Annotated in this window: 18 protein-coding genes and 4 pseudogenes; 5 read left to right on the plus strand and 17 right to left on the minus strand. The window is 43.1% G+C overall.

Annotation, left to right across the window (positions count from 1 at the left end; genetic code table 11):
- Positions 1-12: 12 nt before the first annotated feature.
- From A8709_RS17285 to A8709_RS34640, 5 genes are all read right to left on the minus strand, one after another.
- Entirely contained in the window at positions 13-1,434 is a 1,422-nt protein-coding gene (locus A8709_RS17285; protein WP_065853608.1) for an MBL fold metallo-hydrolase, read from the minus strand.
- 14 nt (positions 1,435-1,448) lie between these two features.
- Complete coding sequence (locus A8709_RS17290; protein ID WP_065853609.1) at positions 1,449-2,300, minus strand: HAD family hydrolase; 852 nt, start codon at positions 2,298-2,300, stop codon at positions 1,449-1,451.
- 66 nt (positions 2,301-2,366) lie between these two features.
- A complete protein-coding gene (locus A8709_RS17295) occupies positions 2,367-3,260 on the minus strand; it encodes a carbohydrate ABC transporter permease (protein WP_084225061.1) in 894 nt (297 codons plus the stop codon).
- Between the two features lie 21 nt (positions 3,261-3,281).
- A complete protein-coding gene (locus A8709_RS17300) occupies positions 3,282-4,358 on the minus strand; it encodes a carbohydrate ABC transporter permease (RefSeq protein WP_065853610.1) in 1,077 nt (358 codons plus the stop codon).
- Between the two features lie 260 nt (positions 4,359-4,618).
- Positions 4,619-4,786, minus strand: a complete 168-nt coding sequence (locus tag A8709_RS34640; protein ID WP_167357111.1) for a hypothetical protein — start codon at positions 4,784-4,786, stop codon at positions 4,619-4,621.
- Between the two features lie 279 nt (positions 4,787-5,065).
- Between A8709_RS34640 and A8709_RS34645 the strand changes: the two genes are divergently transcribed.
- Complete coding sequence (locus A8709_RS34645; protein ID WP_167357112.1) at positions 5,066-5,239, plus strand: hypothetical protein; 174 nt, start codon at positions 5,066-5,068, stop codon at positions 5,237-5,239.
- A gap of 598 nt (positions 5,240-5,837) precedes the next feature.
- On the opposite strand, the gene A8709_RS17310 is transcribed toward A8709_RS34645, so the two are convergent.
- From A8709_RS17310 to A8709_RS17320, 3 genes and pseudogenes are all read right to left on the minus strand, one after another.
- Positions 5,838-6,350, minus strand: a complete 513-nt coding sequence (locus A8709_RS17310; RefSeq protein WP_065853612.1) for an SRPBCC family protein — start codon at positions 6,348-6,350, stop codon at positions 5,838-5,840.
- A gap of 140 nt (positions 6,351-6,490) precedes the next feature.
- The gene (locus tag A8709_RS17315; protein ID WP_084225063.1) at positions 6,491-6,859 is read right to left on the minus strand and encodes an arsenate reductase/protein-tyrosine-phosphatase family protein; all 369 of its coding nucleotides are present in this window, start codon (positions 6,857-6,859) and stop codon (positions 6,491-6,493) included.
- A 490-nt stretch (positions 6,860-7,349) separates the two neighbouring features.
- Positions 7,350-8,589, minus strand: a pseudogene (locus A8709_RS17320) (IS110 family RNA-guided transposase).
- 241 nt (positions 8,590-8,830) lie between these two features.
- Between A8709_RS17320 and A8709_RS34650 the strand changes: the two are divergent.
- A complete protein-coding gene (locus tag A8709_RS34650) occupies positions 8,831-8,974 on the plus strand; it encodes a hypothetical protein (RefSeq protein ID WP_167357113.1) in 144 nt (47 codons plus the stop codon).
- Positions 8,975-9,062: 88 nt separating this feature from the next.
- Entirely contained in the window at positions 9,063-9,194 is a 132-nt protein-coding gene (locus tag A8709_RS35460) for a hypothetical protein (RefSeq protein WP_279615879.1), read from the plus strand.
- Between the two features lie 202 nt (positions 9,195-9,396).
- Here A8709_RS35460 and A8709_RS17325 read toward each other — a convergent pair.
- The 7 genes and pseudogenes from A8709_RS17325 to A8709_RS17355 form a co-directional block, all read right to left on the minus strand.
- Positions 9,397-10,766, minus strand: a pseudogene (locus tag A8709_RS17325) (FAD-binding oxidoreductase).
- A gap of 418 nt (positions 10,767-11,184) precedes the next feature.
- Positions 11,185-11,544 (minus strand): hypothetical protein, encoded by a 360-nt coding sequence (locus A8709_RS17330; RefSeq protein WP_065853614.1) that lies wholly within the window; start codon positions 11,542-11,544, stop codon positions 11,185-11,187.
- A gap of 378 nt (positions 11,545-11,922) precedes the next feature.
- A complete protein-coding gene (locus tag A8709_RS17340; RefSeq protein WP_244163253.1) occupies positions 11,923-12,468 on the minus strand; it encodes an AAA family ATPase in 546 nt (181 codons plus the stop codon).
- 172 nt (positions 12,469-12,640) lie between these two features.
- Positions 12,641-12,829 (minus strand): annotated as a pseudogene (locus A8709_RS35710) (hypothetical protein); the annotation flags it as partial.
- Positions 12,830-13,109: 280 nt separating this feature from the next.
- Positions 13,110-13,319, minus strand: a pseudogene (locus A8709_RS34945) (RNA polymerase subunit sigma); the annotation flags it as partial.
- Positions 13,320-13,855: 536 nt separating this feature from the next.
- The gene (locus tag A8709_RS17350) at positions 13,856-14,515 is read right to left on the minus strand and encodes a response regulator transcription factor (RefSeq protein WP_065853618.1); all 660 of its coding nucleotides are present in this window, start codon (positions 14,513-14,515) and stop codon (positions 13,856-13,858) included.
- A complete protein-coding gene (locus A8709_RS17355) occupies positions 14,512-15,645 on the minus strand; it encodes a sensor histidine kinase (protein WP_065853619.1) in 1,134 nt (377 codons plus the stop codon). The genes A8709_RS17350 and A8709_RS17355 overlap by 4 nt, the downstream gene beginning before the upstream one ends.
- A gap of 172 nt (positions 15,646-15,817) precedes the next feature.
- Between A8709_RS17355 and A8709_RS17360 the strand changes: the two genes are divergently transcribed.
- On the plus strand, positions 15,818-16,414 hold the full coding sequence (locus A8709_RS17360) for a metal-dependent hydrolase (RefSeq protein WP_141692573.1): 597 nt from the start codon (positions 15,818-15,820) through the stop codon (positions 16,412-16,414).
- A gap of 204 nt (positions 16,415-16,618) precedes the next feature.
- Here A8709_RS17360 and A8709_RS17365 read toward each other — a convergent pair whose 3' ends face one another.
- Positions 16,619-17,449, minus strand: coding sequence for an SDR family oxidoreductase (locus A8709_RS17365; RefSeq protein ID WP_065853621.1), 831 nt, complete (start codon positions 17,447-17,449; stop codon positions 16,619-16,621).
- A gap of 97 nt (positions 17,450-17,546) precedes the next feature.
- On the opposite strand from A8709_RS17365, the gene A8709_RS17370 reads away from it, so the two are divergent.
- Complete coding sequence (locus A8709_RS17370) at positions 17,547-17,960, plus strand: MerR family transcriptional regulator (protein WP_065853622.1); 414 nt, start codon at positions 17,547-17,549, stop codon at positions 17,958-17,960.
- Between the two features lie 27 nt (positions 17,961-17,987).
- On the opposite strand, the gene A8709_RS17375 is transcribed toward A8709_RS17370, so the two are convergent.
- Positions 17,988-19,433, minus strand: a complete 1,446-nt coding sequence (locus A8709_RS17375) for a P-loop domain-containing protein (protein WP_065853623.1) — start codon at positions 19,431-19,433, stop codon at positions 17,988-17,990.
- Positions 19,434-19,913: the final 480 nt, after the last annotated feature.

Consider the following 19,913-nt stretch of genomic DNA (forward strand, 5'->3'; position numbering starts at 1 on the left):
GAAAAAGTCTATCTAAACAGTTAGCTGCTTACCAACGAGTTCTGACAGCTCAAAGCTCTCTCCTGGAGTCGGACAATACTTGCGCACGCCTCCGCTGTTGAACAGGGTCGGGTGTAAGCTATGCAGCGGAACGACTAAGCGAGGAGCAATTCGTGTCGTTAATTCCATAATTTCCTGTGGTGAGGCATGACCACCTGTTGCACAGTATCGATACTGGACGCCAAATTCGGTAAGCCACTTCAGCAGCGTCTCATCATTAGGCGTCAACGGATTACCATCCGCATGCACATAAATCGATGTCGCTGTCTGTGATTCGCCAATTTCTAACTCTGCGATCAGAGGGATATGTGGATACGTTAGATAAACGGCATACTTTGATTTATCCGCTCTAATTTCATTCTGCGTAATTGACGCATAAGGAAGTTCGACATCCTTGACCGGGTGAGGCCCCTTTGACCAATTCGGTGTGCTCAACAGTCGAATAACCTTCTGATCCATTTCCAATGCCAGATGACCTTTCAAGACAACCAGTTTGGCAGCGGCCTCCTTCCAGAGTACAGCTGTGCTTTCATCCATCACAAGCTGACGTCCCGCTTCCTGGGTACGAACGATGAGATCAGCGACGCGCTCCACGTTGCGAGCAAGAACATTTACATACACTAAGCCTTCCGTATCTTCCATTGCACGGCGGCACTCAACTGCCACTTCGATCTCAAGACGATCCTTAGGCTTGCGGAACAGTGTATCCGGACGCATCCGAGTCCCCTCGGTGATGAGCAGATCAACACCAACGGTTTGACATCGCTCAATGAAGCGATCCAGGCGATGTGAATTCCTCCCATGACGACGCCAGTCAGCCGTGAAAGCAATACGGTGCTTCGGTCCATGAATAATGAAGCCCGTAACTCCGGGACTATCATGATCCACCTCGATGAATTCGATACGGAATGTACCAAAATCGACGATTTGCCCGTCGTCAACCAGACGGATATCCGCTTGCGTATCTTCATACTCTCCGGCAGCAACGACACCCTCATAAACCGCATAAGCATCCCGATGCATCCAGAGGGGAAGTCCCGCACGCAGGGAAGGCAGCAGGGCCATGTGGTCTTGATGGATGTGGCTCACAAAACCATGCAGGTTGCTCACCTGCGGTAAGTGATCTTTGCCCCACACTTGCTTGAGTTCAGTTTCACCCAGATCGCCAACTAAAGAAGGATCGTATAAACCCAGAATGGGAGGAGCCATTCGAGTAAGCATAAAGCTTCGAATACCCGAATCTGTTTGAACGCGAACATCGCCATTAAAGAATCCCCGAGCCATGCCTAGATCAAATACGATACCTGTATCTCCGCACGTATACAGGATATGTACACCGCCAATCGTGGTCAATCCACCGTAAAACGTCAAGTGCTCTACAACTTGATGACTCATTTGCGTGTCCTCCTCTAAGCTCTAATTTGTGTATGTTTAGCATGCTGAATATCCATTAATAACGCCGCTAATTCATCAAGCGTCGACAGCTGCACATCCCATTGCGAAGGGTCTGAGGATAGATAGGCCGATATCCAAGCTGTGCGTCCGCCTAATTTGCGTACAGGATACAGATCATTCCACGCATGATCCCCGATTGAAAGAATTTGATCAGGTTGCAGTCCCTCGCGCAGCATCAAATCAGTCATAAAACGTTCCAACCCACTTGGTTTCTCCGCGCCATAAACGATTTCGGTAAACAATTCGCTGCAGCCGAGTGCGGCAATAAATTCACGTCCCGTGTTCGCTGGCGAATTTGTAAGCAGCAGCTTGGATCGCACATCGGTCAAATGGCCGATAGCCTCATAGAGTCCTGCATGACGCTCAAAGCTCGATGTGCCCTGAAGCATTTCCTTACGCACTTGCTGAAAGGCTTGCTGACGCTGCGCTTCCCCTACACCATGCTTGAAAGCAAAGATACTGACTAAACTCCACGCATCCCCAGCATAGATGGGAGATATTTGCTGAGCTTGATCAGGCTCAACCTCAACTTCCACCCCCTTCCAATTCCGATGAATCAAGGGCGGGTTGTTCCCCAGCGTTTCACGTGTCCACGTATCAGTGCTTGGATAATACCAATCCCCTACGCTGCTGATGTGCGTGCCTTCCAGTAAAGACGCCATCTCCACAAGAATCTCATCCAAGTTTGCTACAGTCTCGCCATTTCCAAATAACAATTCCAAATAGCGCTTGTAAAATGTACCATCTTGATAAAGCGTACCGTCTAAATCAAACAATACGATTTCAATTTTTTGCAGCCATTCCATCTATGATTCCTCCATGGTGTTAGGTAATTGTTCTTTCTTCTCTTAACTTAAAAATCTGCTTGCATCTTATCCTTTAAGTCCAGCCGAAGTAATGCCTTGATGAAACCATCGCTGCGCAAATAGATAAAGTAGGACAATCGGAGCGATTGTAAATGTGGCGGCAGCCATCAAATGGTGGAAATTCGGCCCTTCCTCACTGACGAAATACAACAAACCTACCTGTAAGGGTCTGAGCGATTCGCTCGAAGTAATCAGCAAGGGCCACAGCACTCCATTCCATTTTCCAATAAATGCAAGCAATGCCGTCGTAATTAACGAAGGAAGCACCAACGGTAGCAACACCGTCCACAGATATCGCCTGTTGGACATACCATCCACTTGAGCAGCCTCCCAATACTCCTTTTGCACAGAGAGGAAAGCTTGTCTTAGTAAAAATATCGTGAAGGCTTCCGCTAAAAACGGCAGCATCATACCCATGTAGCTGTCATAGAACCCTTGCCCTCCGTCACCCGCCCAGTTGTTGCCACCTGCCAATGGAATATGCCGCATGGTCACAAAGTTAGGCACTAAGGTAACATCATAGGGGATGAGCATGGTGATCACGACGATCATGAAGATAAGATTGCGGCCGCGAAAGGAGAAATGAGTAATAGCAAAAGCAATCGGCACACAGACGAGCAGTTGGAGCGCAGTGCCTACACCAGCAATGATCACCGTATTGACAAAATAGCGCTCAAACGTCGATTCCGGCTTTAGCCACGCTTCTACGTAGTTCTTGAAATGCCATACTTCGGGCAACCAGGTTGGCGGCATGCGATTGATTTCCTCAGCGCTTTTTAACGAGGTTAGTATCATCCACACGAAGGGGAAAACCACGCAGAAGGCTAACGCGACTACGCCAATCCACACGATCATCCACATCATTTTGGACGAACGACTTGTTCCAACCGAATCATTCATTCTTAAATCCTCCTACCTGCTTTAGTGCATATAGTGAACCTTTTTCTCGCCGTAACGCAGCTGCAGCCAAGTTAAACCAAGCAGAAACACAAACAGCACCATCGACACTGCAGATGCATAGCCAACTTGACCATACACATAGAAACTTCTGAAAATATACAAGGGCAACGACATTGTGGAACCTAGAGGGCCGCCTTCCCCTCCAGAAAAAACATAGAAAGCGTTAAACGACTCAAATGCGCCAATGATCGATACAATAATTAGCAAGAACCAGGTTGGCGACAGGAGTGGCAGTGTTATATGCCGGATAATATGCCAAGTTCGCGCGCTATCAATTCGGGCAGCCTCCGTCAGATCATGAGGGACTTGCGTCAATCCCGATAAAAACACAACAATTTGAAAGCCAAGGCTACCCCATATTGAGAACAGGATGATCACGCCTAGTGCCCAGGCCGGACCTGCGAAGGCCGTTGGAATCATAGAAGGCCAGTGCCCGCCGAGCTGCCGTATCAGCTTAATCAAGATCGGGTCCGGGTCTGTCAGCCATTGCTGCGGTGTCCCGCCCAAGTAGCGTACGGCCCAATTCGCAAGACCCACGCTCGGATGAAAAATCCATTTGAAAACAATGGCTGCTGCAACTTGAGAAGTAATGTAAGGTAGAAAGAATAGTACGCGCAGCAAGGTCTTTCCTCTGGTTATATGAAATAATACATAAGCGACAAAGAATGAAATTAACAGTGTCAATGGAATGGTCCCAATTGCATAAAATATGGTCACGACGAATCCATGTCCAACAGATCCGAGCTGCCAGCCGACTGTAGGATCTTTCACAACAAGATCCTCTGTAAAAATACGAATGTAATTGTCCAACCCTACGAAGCGCTCTGGCACATAGCCCCACTTCCATAAGCTCATCCACATGCCAAATGCAAGCGGCCAGTAACGGAAAAGCAGCAGAAGCACCAGCGCTGGAAGGGCATAGCCAAGTCCCGTCAACGCTTCTCGTGCTTTTCTTCGGGAGCGTGTCTTGACGATCTTGCGCTCCTGCAATTGTTCAATCGGCTTCATGTCATAAGCAACAGCTTCTTTGGTTATCACTGGGAATCTCCTCTCTTATCAGCCTTCTTGCTTGCCTTACCTCATTCATTGTAGTAGTCAAATGTTCGCTATTAATTATCCATAGTTTAAGAAATTGTTGCCAATGTTACCGATGTTTACACGATTGGTTACTCGAAATTGTAAAAACGGCCATTATTGCATCAAAATCGGGCATTATAGCTGACGTTAGTTCTGAAAAATCAAATAGGCCCATGCGCAAAAAGCATGGGCTTATCATCAATGTGAACGCTGAAGTCAGCCTATTTAAAAGGAAAGGTGACTCTTGTCATTCGTTCTCCAGGCTCCAATACAGGAACCTCCACCTGAACAGTTTTAAGATATTTAATTCCAATGCCCGTATTCAAGGCAATGACAGTTTCCCCCTGTTGAATCCAGCTACTTTCTCTATGCTTACGTAAGTATTTCATCTTTTCATCCTTCCCATCCATATTATTAATTTTATAAAAAGGAAGCAGAGATTAATACATTAGCAGTTTTATTTCTAGCGTTTCTTCATAAATAGGAATGCTGCCCTTTACTTCAACAGACAAACGCAAACGATGGATTACCGGCTGCGCTGCGCAAATAAAATCAATATCGGTAAATTGCTTAACGAAGTAATGATACAACCATTAATTTCGCCGTATTTATCTGAATAACATATTTTTTTTTTACACAAATTAAATACGTTTAGGAGGTGAGAAAAAATGTCTAATCAAAACAACAAACGAAATTCCCAAAATGTCTCAGAGGACATCAAGGATACCGCAGGGGCTGTATTTCATTCTGTTCATAAAGGGTTAGAAGCAACTGAAGATGCTGCAATGAATGCTGTTGATGCAACAACTAACGCAATTAACAATTTAACAAAAAATGATTAGCGTTAATAGGGGTACCGCCAGCAAAATGCAGATTTACAACGTTTAAGAGATTATGTGTGAAGTTAGTGAATCCCCATTAATGTAGGCTACCATAATGTAAAAAAGGCTGCCGCGGCAGCCTTTTTGCTATTCAACTATAGTTACCCGTTAGTTGAATGATGTAAAACTTCAAAGTAATTCTGATTACTCGTTACACTGTGTTATCCAGTTTTTATGAATCAAATTCCCATCCACTAAATCCTGAGAAGTATTAACATTAATACTTATATTGTTATAGCGTGCCCATTTGGGGAGTTGCTCGAATAAATATGTGTAAACCTTATCATTAGGAGTTGAATAGCCAACGTTAACTTTATGACCTCCTGCAAAGTCAGGAAGTAGTGAAAATCTGCCCATTCATAAGCTTCCCGAGTAGAGTCAAATATTTTACTAGCTTCCTTGTAATTCTCATTAATCCATTCTATGACCATTCAGAACCCTCCGAAACATTCGTGAATTGATTTCAATATAATGCTTGAACTCTCGTTCACCGTTAGCGCAAAACGTGTAATATTCAAAGTGATTAAGTTTTTTTGCAGATTAACTTTCTTATCGCATTTTAATGCAGGAAGGCAAGATAGTCGGCAAGTTTATCAAAAGTACCCTCAATATCTTGTTGAAGCTTTGGAACCATACCTTTGTAGGCTTCCTGTTCCTCTGCTGAAGCGTTCACAGGGCAACCTTTCAGGTTTAATATAGTTTTACCTTCGTCATCTTCTAGTGATATGATATTCATAATTTCAAGTGGCCAGCTCACGCTAAAAGGCGCTCGGACCGTATTGCCTTGCTCATCGGAAAAAGATCGGATATAAGCCACTTTCTCAGGTTCGACAACCTCTTGGTATGCAAATTTTGTCCACATAACCTGATTTCCGTCAGGAGCCGTCTGAATACCTAAAAACTCGCCACCTGAATGAGCGTCCATTTTAACAATTTCGAGAATGCCCCCCTTTGGTCCCCACCATTTCGCGAAATGACCGAGCTCTGTCCATGCTTTAAATACCAGTTCGCGAGGGGCATTGAATACACGCGTAATTGAAATTTCGAACAATTGACTCAGATTGTTATCCATGAAAATCCTCCTTGTGCTATAAAGGCAACTATTCCTAGTCTTCAATTTTATTTTCTCATTCTAAAACTTTGCTTTCAGTCTAATGCTTTATTTCTCATAACAATGATACCATGCATGTATTGGAAGTGTCCTGCCCGTTCTTAAAGGGTTGTCTTCTGTTCTAGATTATGTAAGATTCGGGGCGTTGCTTCATAAAAGTATTGAATCAACTTTTTCATTTGTTCTTCAAAATCTTCACTGTCGGGAGCACCTATATTCACTGCTGTTTTTTGTCCGCGGTATACTTCATTAAATAATGGGATTTCACGATTGTAGTACTCTTTAATGTAATCTCTATGAAGTTCACTCATTGCAATAATGATATCGTACTCATTAAAGTGGTCTTCATCAAAAAGCGTTCTTTTGAAGTCAGCGGTGTCTATATTCATTTCATTCATAATATTAAAGTGAATATTGGAATACTTGCTAATATCACTATTCGCTCTTATCCCTGCGGAAGCAACCTTAATTGATGGCTTATTATTTCAGTGTACAAAATCCTTCATACAAAATTCAGCTATTACACTTCGAGTAAAATTATCAGTACATACAAACATAATATTCATAAAAGCAAACAACTCCAATCCAATGACCATTTTATGGAATTATAGCAAACGTTATAGTTTTATTACATTAAAATTTTTCGACCGATTATTCAACAATACTCCCTCTATGGAGAAAAATGTAAAAAGCTCTTCACTTAAGCCACCCGCTGTAATTTGTGGTTACCGTGGAAAAGTATGGTTGCACCTTTGGATCTCCACATGTGCTCATAGCGGTCAACCCTCCCACATCTCGCAGAGTCTACGCTCCCACATTCCTTCATTCAACCTATCCATGAGGTGGAGGTCAGATATGCTGCCCGACAGGATCTTTGTCCGTAAGTTTAGTGCCTTTCCGACTCATCCGTGCTTCTTGTTATCTTACTCTGCTTTGGTCATCAACATTAAAAAGCGTTCATTAAGCTGCTTGTGTTATCTCCGCAAATCGAGGGATATCCTGGATCATTTTTTCTTTACTAAACTCATGGCCCTTCTGCAAGATACCGAAAAGGATACGTATGAGCTTATTACATAACGCGATGAGAGACTGCATCTTTTTTAATGGATTCACAGACCGTTTGGTGTAATACTCGTGTAGGGTTCGAAAGGCTGAATTTTTAGCGACTAACGGCATCATCACTCTAAAAAGCAGAGCACGCAGGCGTTTCCTACCTCTCTTTGTGATCCTGGTTTGCCCTATATGTGTGCCGGATGAATTTGTTTTCAAATTCAATCCAGCAAGCTTAGTGATCTGTTTTGGATGTCGGTACTGGTCAATGTCACCTAACTCTTCTCGTATCCCGGCCAATTCCTTTCATGGCCAATACTTGCTTTACATGAGGGATCTGCGCTAGCAGTCCATCTAACTTTGCTTCCAATTCCACAAGCTTGCTCTTAAGCCATTCTTACTGTGTCAGCAACAACTTTAACTCCATTTTAGCCAACTCAGAACCTTGCCTGATGCCAACAGAACAGCCGGCTGCTACCTTCAGACTCTGTATTCGACCTAGACCAAGCCCGCGCTTTGCTGCTTCTCTTAAATGTTGCAGCAACGTCTCGTCTGGCACAGAAACAAGCTCATGCGGCAGTAGATTAAGACTTAGCATTTGGATGGAGGACTTGCACTCCCAGTCCTTAAATACCGTCAGAAACTCTGGGAAATACCGATCTAACCAGTTATGTTCACGTGCTTGCACAACACAAAGGTCAGTTGTTAGGTGCTCGCGAATTTTCATGGCTTCCCTCAGTTCGGCATAAACACCTTGAGGAAGGCTCGGTACAGCGTATCTCCCGTCTTTGACCAACTGTGCAATAACTTTTGCGTCCTTAATGTCATTCTTTGTTGGGGAATTGTCATCTAATTCTTTACTTTTCTTCACGTGTAGTGGATTCACTACGCCGTATTTTACTTGCTCTTCTTTAAGAAAATGGGCTAGGTTTAGCCAATAGTTACCCGTTGGTTCCATACCAACTATGACGTCCTTGAACCCTTGCTCCGTGGCAATTTTCCTGAACCAGCTCTCAAATAATACAAAGCCTTCTCGATTGTTTTCAAACGTAAGTGGCTTCCCGAATTCGACCCCTCGGAAGTCTTGGGCTCTCGCCACATGTCTAAATTTTGCTATGTCGACTCCGATAATTAAAGTAGAAAAAGTGATTTGATTCGTTCATTTTGAGTAGAATGCATGTTGTAGTCTCCTTTGGTTTTGTTTTGGATCCGACGCTGGCCAGCATCAGGGACCCATAAACATCATACTAGGGAGTCTTTTTATTTCTCAGACCTCGTATTTACTCATAATAGGAATGCTGCCCGTTCACTTTAATGGAAACATCCAAACCACTGATCGAATAATTTTCTTGATATTGGAAAATCTAATTTCGATGAAAGGAGGTACACGGATGGTTGAGTACACTAATATTCAAGACAACTCCGAAGAAATAATAAAGTGTATTGTTAACTGCGATACCGAGCAAAATGAGAAACAAGATAATAACCTTTTGAACAGTATTCCGAGCGAAGAAGAATATATTGATGAACCGTAACTAGCTAAGCTTCAATGACGGACTTTTCACCTATAATTACAAATCAACTAGAATTACCTAATTAATTAGTAAAGGATTGATATTCCAAATGGATATTAAGAAAAACGACTCTGATTATAAACCTGATATAACTAACTACGATTATGTTTGGGGTAGCGATCAGGATGAGTATACTAAAGATGCTGCCAAATCAGAGTCAAATGAAGAAGAGGACAAGTAAATCCCTCTGGACTTGAAAAAAAGCCCGAGAGTTAATCTCACGTACCATAAATGAAACAAGGGACAGTTGCCGGCCGCGGAAAACAATACAACTTCTTGTCTTTTGGAAAAGACAAGAAGTTGTATCCAAAAATAAAAAAAACGCGTCATTCGCGGATGATAATGTAATATGTTTTTGTCCTCTTCACTTTGTGTGAGTATTATTATTCTCTTACCTTTTTACCCACTGGAATACTCTGAGCAAAACGAAACACATTATGAGGATCATACTTTCGTTTCACCTGCTTCAATCTGCTAAAGTTCACACCCCTGGGCCAGTTCTTAATCTGCAAATCGGGAAAATTCACATAATCCCCATTAACAAAGGTACGTAACGCTCTCCGGAATCTTCTCACCCACTGAATATTCCGCTACTGCTCCCTGTTGTTCCTCCAGCGGGCTGACAATTCGTAGATTGTCTCAGCCTTCCGATGAGGATAGGCCGTTGCAGTAGGCGATACTCGACTTACCGCGCTTCCTGCACCACCTAAGCTTTGACTCCAAACGCTAGAATGCCTGTTGGGTGCTTCGGATAAAAAGTCACGTATAATTCGTACTCCTTCACGAGGCAAGGGTTGGAAACCATAAGCACCTGTTATTTTAAACTTCGGTTCCAAATTTAGGTCCGACTCAGCGAAAAATTTGGTTGCTTCAATAAAAGGCACTGTCTTCACCATCACCTTCACCGGCGTGCCTGTTCGCAAGAGAGGTCTAATCAATCGACGCAACTCTTCTGCACCGCCAAGTAATTGCCCGGTAGATACAATAGTTCCTACCTGCTTGGCAGCCACTTCAATTGTTGAGGTTAAGCGGCACGTGACAGACGGGGCCCAGCGCTGCCAAGCCGGTAACACCTTCTCCAAATCCCCCCATTTCCAGTTGATGCTGTATATAGAAACCATTGAAATGGGTCTAACCCGAAAAGTATAGGCTATAGCTACGCCAAAATTTCCTCCCCCGCCGCCTCGTGATGCCCACCACAGATCGGAATGTTTCCTCCAGTTCGCCACAATCGTCCTTGCCCCGAAACGCCCCGAAGCTACGATCACCTTCACTTGTTTCAAGTTATCACACGTAAGTCCATATTTCCGGGACAGAAGTCCAATGCCGCCTCCCAGGGTAAGCCCAGCTACGCCTACATCGGGCGCAGTCCCAGCCGGAAGTGTCACACGCTTATTCCACAGCTTTTTGTACACACGGGCAAGTGGATTTCCCGTCTGTATAATGGCCACCATATTTTTTCGATCAACCTTAACCTTATTCATCTCGCTCACATCGATAATAATACCGCCATTTACAGCCGAAAAGGCTCATAGCTGTGCCGCCCGCTGCGTACTCGCAGCCTTACGCCCCGCTCACGTGCCCATTTGACTGCATTGATCACATCCTGAGTTCGCCTGCAAAAAACAATGACCTGTGGAAATTTGGAAAAGCGTCTATTGAACTCCATTCTGGCCGCATTGTATGACGGATTGCCCGGAAATACGATCCTTCCGGTTAATCGTGTACCTGTCTTTTTCTGAGTTTGTGCCATCTACTTTACACCATCCCTGTTCATGGCAAATGCCTTTCTCATCAGCATATGTCTATGTAGGGACACCTGTCCTAGTAACGGCAAACGCCTTATATTTATCTTAAAAATCGTTCAAATCATTATTGATTAAGACTTGGGCACTCCACTAAAAAATAACTAAAACCTCTAAAACATAAAGTCTCAGAGGCAATAAACTTCTTTCTATCAAATTGTTTCAAAAATCGTTAGACAATTTGTTTCATAATTCATAAGAATCAACTTTTTATGCAGGATACTGAATGAAAATGTAATGAAGTAGGCAAAAATGACAATTGCTTGACTCATTTTCACTTAGGACCTTATCTCAGTAGCCTTCCAATCGAGATTAAATTTAGGCACTGCATGAAAATGGACCATTCACGCTTGAAATCGAATAACTTCAAACGCGCGCAAGCTTCAGCAGCCAACTGGAGTTGCGGTCTAGCATGCGGGTGTTTCGCGCTCTGTTGATAACGGAAATGTTTAGAAAGATCCGTACTGTGTCTCCGGTTCGGTTGTTGAAAAGTACTTTGTTCGGTTGCAAATCGCCGGAACCGCCTCGGACAATGAACGTTCCTGTCGAAGGCAATGCCTCCACTTTGAAGGTGAATGCATCGTTGGACAGCAGGAAATTCAAACTTTTCAACACAAGCTTTTTCCCGTTAGGCACGTCAATCACAATGGTTTGAACATCAACACTTTTTCCGGGACTTAACTTAATAGGCGCCGTCCCACCGACAATTCCATTTAGTTGAAGCATAACTACACCTCCAGTTCGAATATACGACAGTATATGGAAGACGCTCTGGAAGGGATTGTATGATTGTCCAAATGCATATGGCCAATTAGAAGCCAGGAAGCAATCTACGAGTAGTTATTCTCGGATTCATCGCTCGGGATTCATTGATGTCTGATTCAATATTGATCCTCAGCAATTGACCCTTGATTCCATCGTGATGCACGGTCAAAGTAAGAATTCCTTTTTCTGAAGGAGTTATTATCCATCTATATGAATCTTGACCGACGATGATTATTCTCGATCCTTTCTTTCTGATTATCATTAACCCACCCCCAAATCTTAAAGTCACTTGAACAAACGTTATTCGTTTGCTTAGCGATGTCTCAGTCCATCGGAAGCTTAGGTATGGTGTACAGGCTTGTCAAATGATCCTGAAGTTTTTCTTAAAATTATTTCAACGATTTCTTCAGTTTCTCTATGGTCTGTTTCTATATGTTCTTGAAATCTATTCTCTTTAAATGTAGCTACACCTGCTTTTATATGCTGCTGGTACCAAGCATCATAAGTGTTCCCGCGTTTTTCAATACGCTTTTTGATTGTGTCTTCGGATGCTAAGAGGCAAAAATGAAAAACTTCTCGATCAATACTTCTAAAACCGTTGTAAATGTATTCGAAATTTACAGCTTTATATATTGTCATAGGAACAATAAGATGTTTCTTGTACCTATTGAATAATTCTTGAGCTGTCTTTACAGCAAGAATTCTCCACAATTCTATATCCTGAAAATCATCAGTTAGTTCCTCTTCAAAGTACACGTCTTCTGTAATGATTTTTCTTAACATATATCCAACTTCCTCAGGATCATAAATCATACTATTTGGAATTAAGGGTTGAAGCATTTGAGCAGTCGTGGTTTTACCTGAGCCAAACGACCCGTTAATCATAATAATCAAGAGAGATCACTCCTAGATATTGATAAACTAGTTAATTGTTTTTATATATTCTCTTATAAAACTACGCCTTCTCTTGTTGTTATTTGAACAAAAGTTCACCATTTTTAGTTCTGATAAATTAAGAAAGTACCGTAATAATATAATGTCGATGCTTTTCAAAACTCTACATAAGTATTTTATACTTTTCATTAAATATCCCTAATATTTCTCTGATCATAATGTCCAACTTCAACATTACTTCTGCTACGATATCTCGCGGCAATTCTTTGTAATACGCATGGGCGATCCCACCAGATATGCATGCTATGATATCACTATCCCCGCCAATCGAAATAGCTTTCCTAATTGAATCTTCAAAATCAGTTGACTATATGAAAGAGATGATTGCTTGAGATACTGTTCCTTGGCAGCTTGGATCAAAGCCATATGTTGGTCTGATTTCGTCTAGAGTTTGTTCTAAATTATATTTGAATTTTCTTTGAATGTACTGTTTTATCTCATTTTATTTCTCAAACCTCGTATTTACTCATAATAGGAATGCTGCCCGTTACTTGAATAAACAAAAAAGAAGAGCTGCCGTGATGCAGTCTCCTCCGCTATAGTTTTCCGATAGTTGAGCGAAGGTATTTTAGTTATTGAATAGGTGTAAATGAAACATTCCAAATACCATCATCATCTTTAATCATTTGAAATCCTGTTTTGCTTTTTGCTTCTTCGCTTGACTGATACTCAATATACCCTTCAAAATCACTTGATTGCAGGAATTTTCCTTTTTCAATATTACTAAAAGTTTTAAGGATTTGTTCTGTTGTTCCTCTATCAGAACTTGAGATTTTTTTATCNTTAATCATTTGAAATCCTGTTTTGCTTTTTGCTTCTTCGCTTGACTGATACTCAATATACCCTTCAAAATCACTTGATTGCAGGAATTTTCCTTTTTCAATATTACTAAAAGTTTTAAGGATTTGTTCTGTTGTTCCTCTATCAGAACTTGAGATTTTTTTATCATCTTCTTCTGACCATTGAACATACCCGCTTTTATCCGTATATAGTGCATAAACAACATAATTTTTATTGTCCAATCTTGCCTTCATCACCACACCACGAGCATACCATGAGAGGATATCTATACCACATTGTTTCGCAATACTAATCCCATTCAATAACAAATCGATTTCTATATCACTTGACTCCACCAAGCTGCGACCTTGCTAAACTCCCTCTATGGAGCCGCCGGGATTGTTCGCGGGAGCCTCCATTAAGTAGGTAGGAATATTCAGCTCTTATTATTTCTTGTTTTCTGTAGTAGTTTGATTTTTACTCTGCCTAAATCCATCAACAAATCGTCATACAACAGGTTTCACAATGTTTCCCAAGCTTACCAAAGGCCGCGCTCCCTAGCCTGTTTAACCGCTTCAGCACGGTGTCGTACTCCAAGCTTGGCATATAGGTTGGATACATAGTTCTTAACTGTTCCCTCACCGAGGTTTAGTTCCGATGCAATCTCCTTATTCGTGGCGCCTAGGCACAACTTTCGGAGGATATCTACATCACGCCCCGTTAACGTCTCCATCTCGCCGCCTGGCGGGACGGTGGCGGCGACAGTTCGCACGCGAAACTGAATGTCCGGAGCGTATTTCCTCCACTCGGAAGACCACTCCGCAGGCTGCCACCGCCGACTAACGATACTTCGGATAGCCGAAATCAGCAGATCGGGTGGCACCTCTTTCATTAGGCAAGCTTTCGCGCCCGCATGGATCGCTTCCATGAGCCATTCTTCCTGATGGAAGGTTGTAAGCACGATCGAAAGTGCATTTGGATGTGAGTCTCGGATTCGGCGAATCGCCGCAACGCCATCCATATCAGGCATCCTAAGGTCCATCAGGATAAGATCCGCCGGCGTCTGTTCCATCCGCCTGATAGCTTCAATGCCTGTCGTTGCTGTCCAAACAACCTGAAGATCGTATTCAAGATTAAGAACGATCGCTAAGCTCTCACGGATTAGTGCTTGATCTTCGGCAATGCCAATATGTATCATTTCGCCAGCTCCTCCGTTCTATTTGGATAATAAGGAAGGGTTATTGAAACCTTAGTTCCACGTCTGCGAGAGCTTACGATGTTGAAGCATCCTCCGCTTGCCTCGGCCAGCTCCCTCATCGATGCTAGCCCCATACCTTGCATTTCGGCATATTCTCTATGCTTCACCTCGGATTCGAACCCCTTGCCATCATCCTGCACAGTAACTTCAATCCACTCAGCTTCCGCTTCTAGCACGACCACGATCGCTTCTGCTTGCCCGTTGCGAACAGCATTCGTCATGGCCTCAACGACCATTCGGGCGACGGTCTCTGCCGCCAACGTGGGATCTTCGAAGCGGGTCCATTCGATCGTATCGACATGAAGTGAGATTCCGTTCCGGAGAATACCGCGGTAGCGGCCAATCGCTTCTTCCATAAAGCGCAACCAATCCGTTGGGGAATGCCTTCCTTCGGACCATCCTGCTACCGCGGTACGCATTTCTTCAAGACCTTCCAGCGAAGCAAGTCTAGCTTTAGTAATAAACTGGACCCGTTGGTCTCCATCTACACGCAATGCAACATCCAACGCACGTACAATTGCCGACCAATACTGACCAGTTCGGTCATGTAATTGGCGTGCGATTCGCAACCTCTCATCGTCTTTAGCGCGGGTTTCCAGCTCAAACATGGACAAAGCAGCCAGACGCTTCACTTGCTCGCGATGGCGCAGTAACGCGCCCAATACGAGCGTATAAGAGCCGACTAGAAGAATCGACGCTAACTGCCAATACCATTGTGTATGCCAAAGGAGATGCGCCCCCGCAACGATCACCATCTCTATTAACATGACCGCAAGGCAAAATACCCATCGCAAATGAATACAGGAGCGAACAAGCGGAGACAAAAGCGCAAATAAAACGATTCCATCTCTCAGTACTATCGCCCAGACGAGGACAAGTATGGTTTCCCCGGCAATGCCCAGTTTCATAACGAATGCATCATCATCAGGCTTTTTCCACTGATCCCCTATGCACCAGACAAGAATACAAACACTAATGACCCAGTCCCACCAGAACCATTTGTTGGTTTGTTGGTAAGCACTAAACGTTACCAAGCAGTAGCCAGCCAATCTCAACAGAACGAAATTCATTCTCAATCTGATCCCTCCTACATGACGAAAAGATGACTGAAGTCAGTAGCTATATGACTATTCTATCTTCTAAGATAAACGTATCGAGTTGGAACAACAATCCATATTTCGAAATAAAGGGACTAAGGGGTTGAAATGGATGCTGGCAGGACATTATTCAATCAGTTATTTTATGAAAAGTACTAAGCACTCGATCAAGATGTGGCAATTATTTTTGGCCGTGCAATTCCTAGATATCATCTGGAGCATATTCATTCTGCTCGGGATCGAAAAGGCAGATGTTCATAGCACTTTACCTGGAATTCCTCTTCGATTAACGTACATGCCTTATACGCATAGTTTATTCTCCGCTCTACTATGGTCTGGAGCTGCTTACACCCTATACAGATTAGTTTATCGCTGGCGAGATGCAGGTCGATCGGCGTTATTCATAGGGCTAGCCGTGTTCTCACATTGGATATTGGATTTGATCGTGCACGACCATGATCTCCCGCTGATTGGCAATCGTTTTAAAATGGGTTATGGACTCTATCAAAGCGCGATATGGAGTTTTGCAATTGAGGCGGCTTTATTGATAGCCGGTTTCATAATGTATTGGAGTGTCATCGGAAAGCGCAAATATGGAATGATTGGCGTCATATTCACTTTGTTACTAATTAACGCGTTCACTATGTGGGGACCTTCACCGCCGAGCGCTAAATTCGCCGCTGTCTTTAATTTCTGCTACTACATTGGAGTCGCTTGGTGGATTTCGAGGCTTGAGCTTTAGGAAGCACGAAATGGGATCAGATGAGAAGTGCTGATGAGGTGCTCACAGTGATAGACTGACCCAAAAATACAAAACAGCAACAACCATGAACGAAAAAATAAAGTCCTAAACGGTTACTGTGTATACCCAAATAAAACCGACAACGGATCTCTGATCCACTGTCGGTTTATTGTTTTTGAAGCCAGCCTTCGTCTTCAGCTAACGTTATTTTGTGAAATAATGGCCCTGCTCTAGATCTGCGAGAAGTCCATGTTGGACAGGCTTCCAGCCGAGTAGCTCCCTCGTCCCTTCACTTGATCTTGCTAAGTCAAGCGAAGCAACCATACCAAGAAAACCGAAGATTGCTTGTGCCTCTTCACGCGGGATACTGACTACAGGCACGTCCAGATGACGACCGATGACGCGGGCAATGTCGCTGAATGGAATACCTTCATCGTCCACGCCATCCAGTCGTGAGCCTGCAGGCGCAGATTCTACAGCGAGACGGAACAATACTGCCGCATCCAAGCGATGAATCGCTGGCCAACGGTTGGTGCCGTCTCCAATGTAAGCCGAAGAGCCTCTTTCCTTTGCGATCCGGATTAATTGCGGCACGAAGCCTTTATCCCCTTCTCCATGAACGGAAGGTGCAAGCGAGACGATCGATGCTCTCACGCCTTGTTCTACCCATGCAAGAGCTGCATCCTCCGATGCTTTACCATTCGCATGAGCTGTGATAACCAATGGTTTGCTGGAGCCCGCAAGCCCCTCTCCCATTGCTTCGATGGCGCGAAGATCGGTGGCTAGTGATGCGGCGAAGTTAGAGAAATCGTGGTTAAATGCCAGATGAATAACACCTTCTGAAGCGGCTGCACAGCTGCGAAGTAAATCTAGATCCTCTAAAACACCGCGAGCCACCTCAGCTCCCATGCCCTCTAAAACTTGAGCTCCACTCTCTGAACGGGTCAGACCAACTACCTGATGCCCCGCACCGATAAGTTCGCGGACAACTGCTGTACCAATATAGCCTGCTGCTCCTGTAACAAATATACGCATAATAATATTACTCCTCCTTTAGCATTTGACGAAGATATGACTCTAGTCTAAACTATGAAGTAAACTCTAAGGCAAGCGTTTGGAGGTATAATTTTAAATGAAAATTCAAGAATTAGGTGACTTGATGGGTTTAACACCCCATACTATTCGTTTTTATGAGAAGGAAGGGTTGCTTGACAGCAGGCATATTCAGCGAGAAAATAATAATTATCGCAACTACTCGGATGAGGCAATTGATCGGTTAAAACTGATTAAGAAATTTCAAGGCATTGGCTGCTCGTTAGCTGAGCTGAAGACGATTTTGCAGGATCACGATACGAACGAACGTACGAACCAAGAAGTTATTGAGTGGATTCTTAAGAAAATCAATGATATTGAGCGCAAGAAGGACGAATACGATCATATGCTTGTAACGCTAAATTGGATGCTGACATATCGAAAGCTGCTAAATGAAGATCCGCAACAAGCTGAGGCTATGATGGCAGAATTACGTCTAAAAATGAATATCTAAGCGAATTTTACGAGATAAAACTGGTAATTAGAGCTGTTCAGAAGTCTCAAGCGGAATGAAATCCAAATGTTTCATTCGGTTTAGGACTGCTAATACCTCATTAATTCTTGGTAATTCAAGCCATCTATCGAAACCAGGAAAAAAGGAAGAAAATACAATATCTACTCCTTCTCTCCTCATATTTTCGAGAGCTTTTTCGAACGTTTCTTGAAGAAAAATGAGGCGATCCTGATTACTAACTGCGAGTTTTCGAATTAAAAAGGCAATAGCAGCAACCTGCGCGGGTGATGTGATATTGTAAAGCCCTCGGATATCAACTTGTTCATCACCTATCATGATGTATCCCATGTTTGAAATCTTCAGCTTTTCTGTACCACTTCCCTGTGGATAGCTCGAAAAGTGATCGGTGGCTATTTTTGTTACTATCTCCCATTTTGTATAAGGGATACGTTCGCGTGGGTTATCAGCTTCACATAATTTTTTTGCTTCTTGGGTGACGTTTTTTGGCACAAAATTATCCATCAGAATGATTTGATCGGCAACGGATAAAAACTCACCACTACCTCCAATAACCAGAACGGAAGATACGTTGGCAGTTTCATATAGCTCCCTGACACGTTCCGTAAAAGGTGTAATGGGTTCATGCTTGATTAGTGCACGCATTTTGATGTCTTGAATCATAAAATTCGTCGCACTTCTGTCTTCATCAATAAGAAGAAGCTTACACCCCATGTTAATTGCCTCCATAATATTTGCAGCTTGGGAGGTTGAGCCTGAGGCATAGTCAGTCGAAAACTGTTCAGCCGAACTATTGGGTATCCATTTTATGAAAGGCGTAATATTAATGTTTTTTATGGAACGGCCTTCCTCTGCAGATATTTCCATCGCACTTTGATCAGTAATCACAAATTCACGTCCATCGCCTCTGGTGTGATTGTAAATCGCCGAATTTAGTGCATCCAGCAAGGTACTTTTACCTGAATAACCACCGCCGGTAATGACCGTCACACCCTTTTTAATTCCCATCCCACGCAACCCACAAATTTCAACTTCAACATCTTCTGGGGATGTAAAAGGCAAGGCACCTTCCAGTGGCCCGCTGTTGTCTTTATTCCTTGGCAAAATGCTGCCATTCGCAATAAAAGCACAATAATCATTGGATTTCAGCCATTCGCGAATCCTATCTTGTTTTTCAACCAGTTCATAAGCAGCATTTAATTTGTTGAGATCCCAATCGGCAATTAACTCCTCGACTTCTTTGGGAAGCATTTTGCATAGCATGCGCATCGCTTTATCATTATTCTTGTATGGAAGTTGAACGGTAATCATTAAGCATAGATACCATGTATCCGAAATGACTTCGACAAAGGATGCATTACGTTGCAAGACTACGTTGGTTGGACGAAAACAATAAAAAGTACCATTTTCTTTATCAGAACGTGATCGGTTATAGATCAATTTATTTAATCCCACAATATGAGGAACCCATTCTCTTAATGCAAAATCGGAAAGAACAACTCCATCCCTATTTTCAACTAAGCCGAGACGGTCAAAGGGTATTTTTATGGTGATACATGGTTTATCCAGTGTGAGTTTATGTGTCCGTTCAATGTAATAGGCGACATCATTATACCAATAGGTCGGGTCAGAAATCGTCCCCCCTTGATCATAGTAGGAACCTTCATAAATAATACCGTAAGTTGACTGTACGGATTGTAATGAGCGGAAATATTGAGAGAGTCTTTTAATAAATCATCATCCTTTCATATGTGGAAAGCGGTTTTTAGCCTATAAAAATAACAGCCACTCCGTAAGTGGCTGTCATAGACCAGTAACAAAGCTTAAACGATTCTTCATTTACAGCAACAGAATCATAACATTACGAGGATCTACAAGATAGAGAAAGATTAATTATAATGAACTCAAATCCTGAAAAAGAAAAAAAGCGGTCAA

It is taken from the genome of Paenibacillus pectinilyticus (genome assembly GCF_001700435.1).
GTDB lineage: Bacteria > Bacillota > Bacilli > Paenibacillales > NBRC-103111 > Paenibacillus_E > Paenibacillus_E pectinilyticus.

Coding starts and splice junctions, on each gene's coding strand:
- A8709_RS17310 (WP_065853612.1), bottom strand. CDS start 6,350: ATGGATAACAATCTGAGTCAATTGTTCGAAATTTCAATTACGCGTGTA.
- A8709_RS17355 (WP_065853619.1), bottom strand. CDS start 15,645: ATGAATTTCGTTCTGTTGAGATTGGCTGGCTACTGCTTGGTAACGTTT.
- A8709_RS17350 (WP_065853618.1), bottom strand. CDS start 14,515: ATGATACATATTGGCATTGCCGAAGATCAAGCACTAATCCGTGAGAGC.
- A8709_RS34650 (WP_167357113.1), top strand. CDS start 8,831: ATGGTTGAGTACACTAATATTCAAGACAACTCCGAAGAAATAATAAAG.
- A8709_RS34645 (WP_167357112.1), top strand. CDS start 5,066: ATGTCTAATCAAAACAACAAACGAAATTCCCAAAATGTCTCAGAGGAC.
- A8709_RS34640 (WP_167357111.1), bottom strand. CDS start 4,786: ATGAAATACTTACGTAAGCATAGAGAAAGTAGCTGGATTCAACAGGGG.
- A8709_RS17340 (WP_244163253.1), bottom strand. CDS start 12,468: ATGATTAACGGGTCGTTTGGCTCAGGTAAAACCACGACTGCTCAAATG.
- A8709_RS35460 (WP_279615879.1), top strand. CDS start 9,063: ATGGATATTAAGAAAAACGACTCTGATTATAAACCTGATATAACTAAC.
- A8709_RS17370 (WP_065853622.1), top strand. CDS start 17,547: ATGAAAATTCAAGAATTAGGTGACTTGATGGGTTTAACACCCCATACT.
- A8709_RS17365 (WP_065853621.1), bottom strand. CDS start 17,449: ATGCGTATATTTGTTACAGGAGCAGCAGGCTATATTGGTACAGCAGTT.
- A8709_RS17360 (WP_141692573.1), top strand. CDS start 15,818: ATGAAAAGTACTAAGCACTCGATCAAGATGTGGCAATTATTTTTGGCC.
- A8709_RS17285 (WP_065853608.1), bottom strand. CDS start 1,434: ATGAGTCATCAAGTTGTAGAGCACTTGACGTTTTACGGTGGATTGACC.
- A8709_RS17330 (WP_065853614.1), bottom strand. CDS start 11,544: ATGCTTCAACTAAATGGAATTGTCGGTGGGACGGCGCCTATTAAGTTA.
- A8709_RS17290 (WP_065853609.1), bottom strand. CDS start 2,300: ATGGAATGGCTGCAAAAAATTGAAATCGTATTGTTTGATTTAGACGGT.
- A8709_RS17295 (WP_084225061.1), bottom strand. CDS start 3,260: ATGAATGATTCGGTTGGAACAAGTCGTTCGTCCAAAATGATGTGGATG.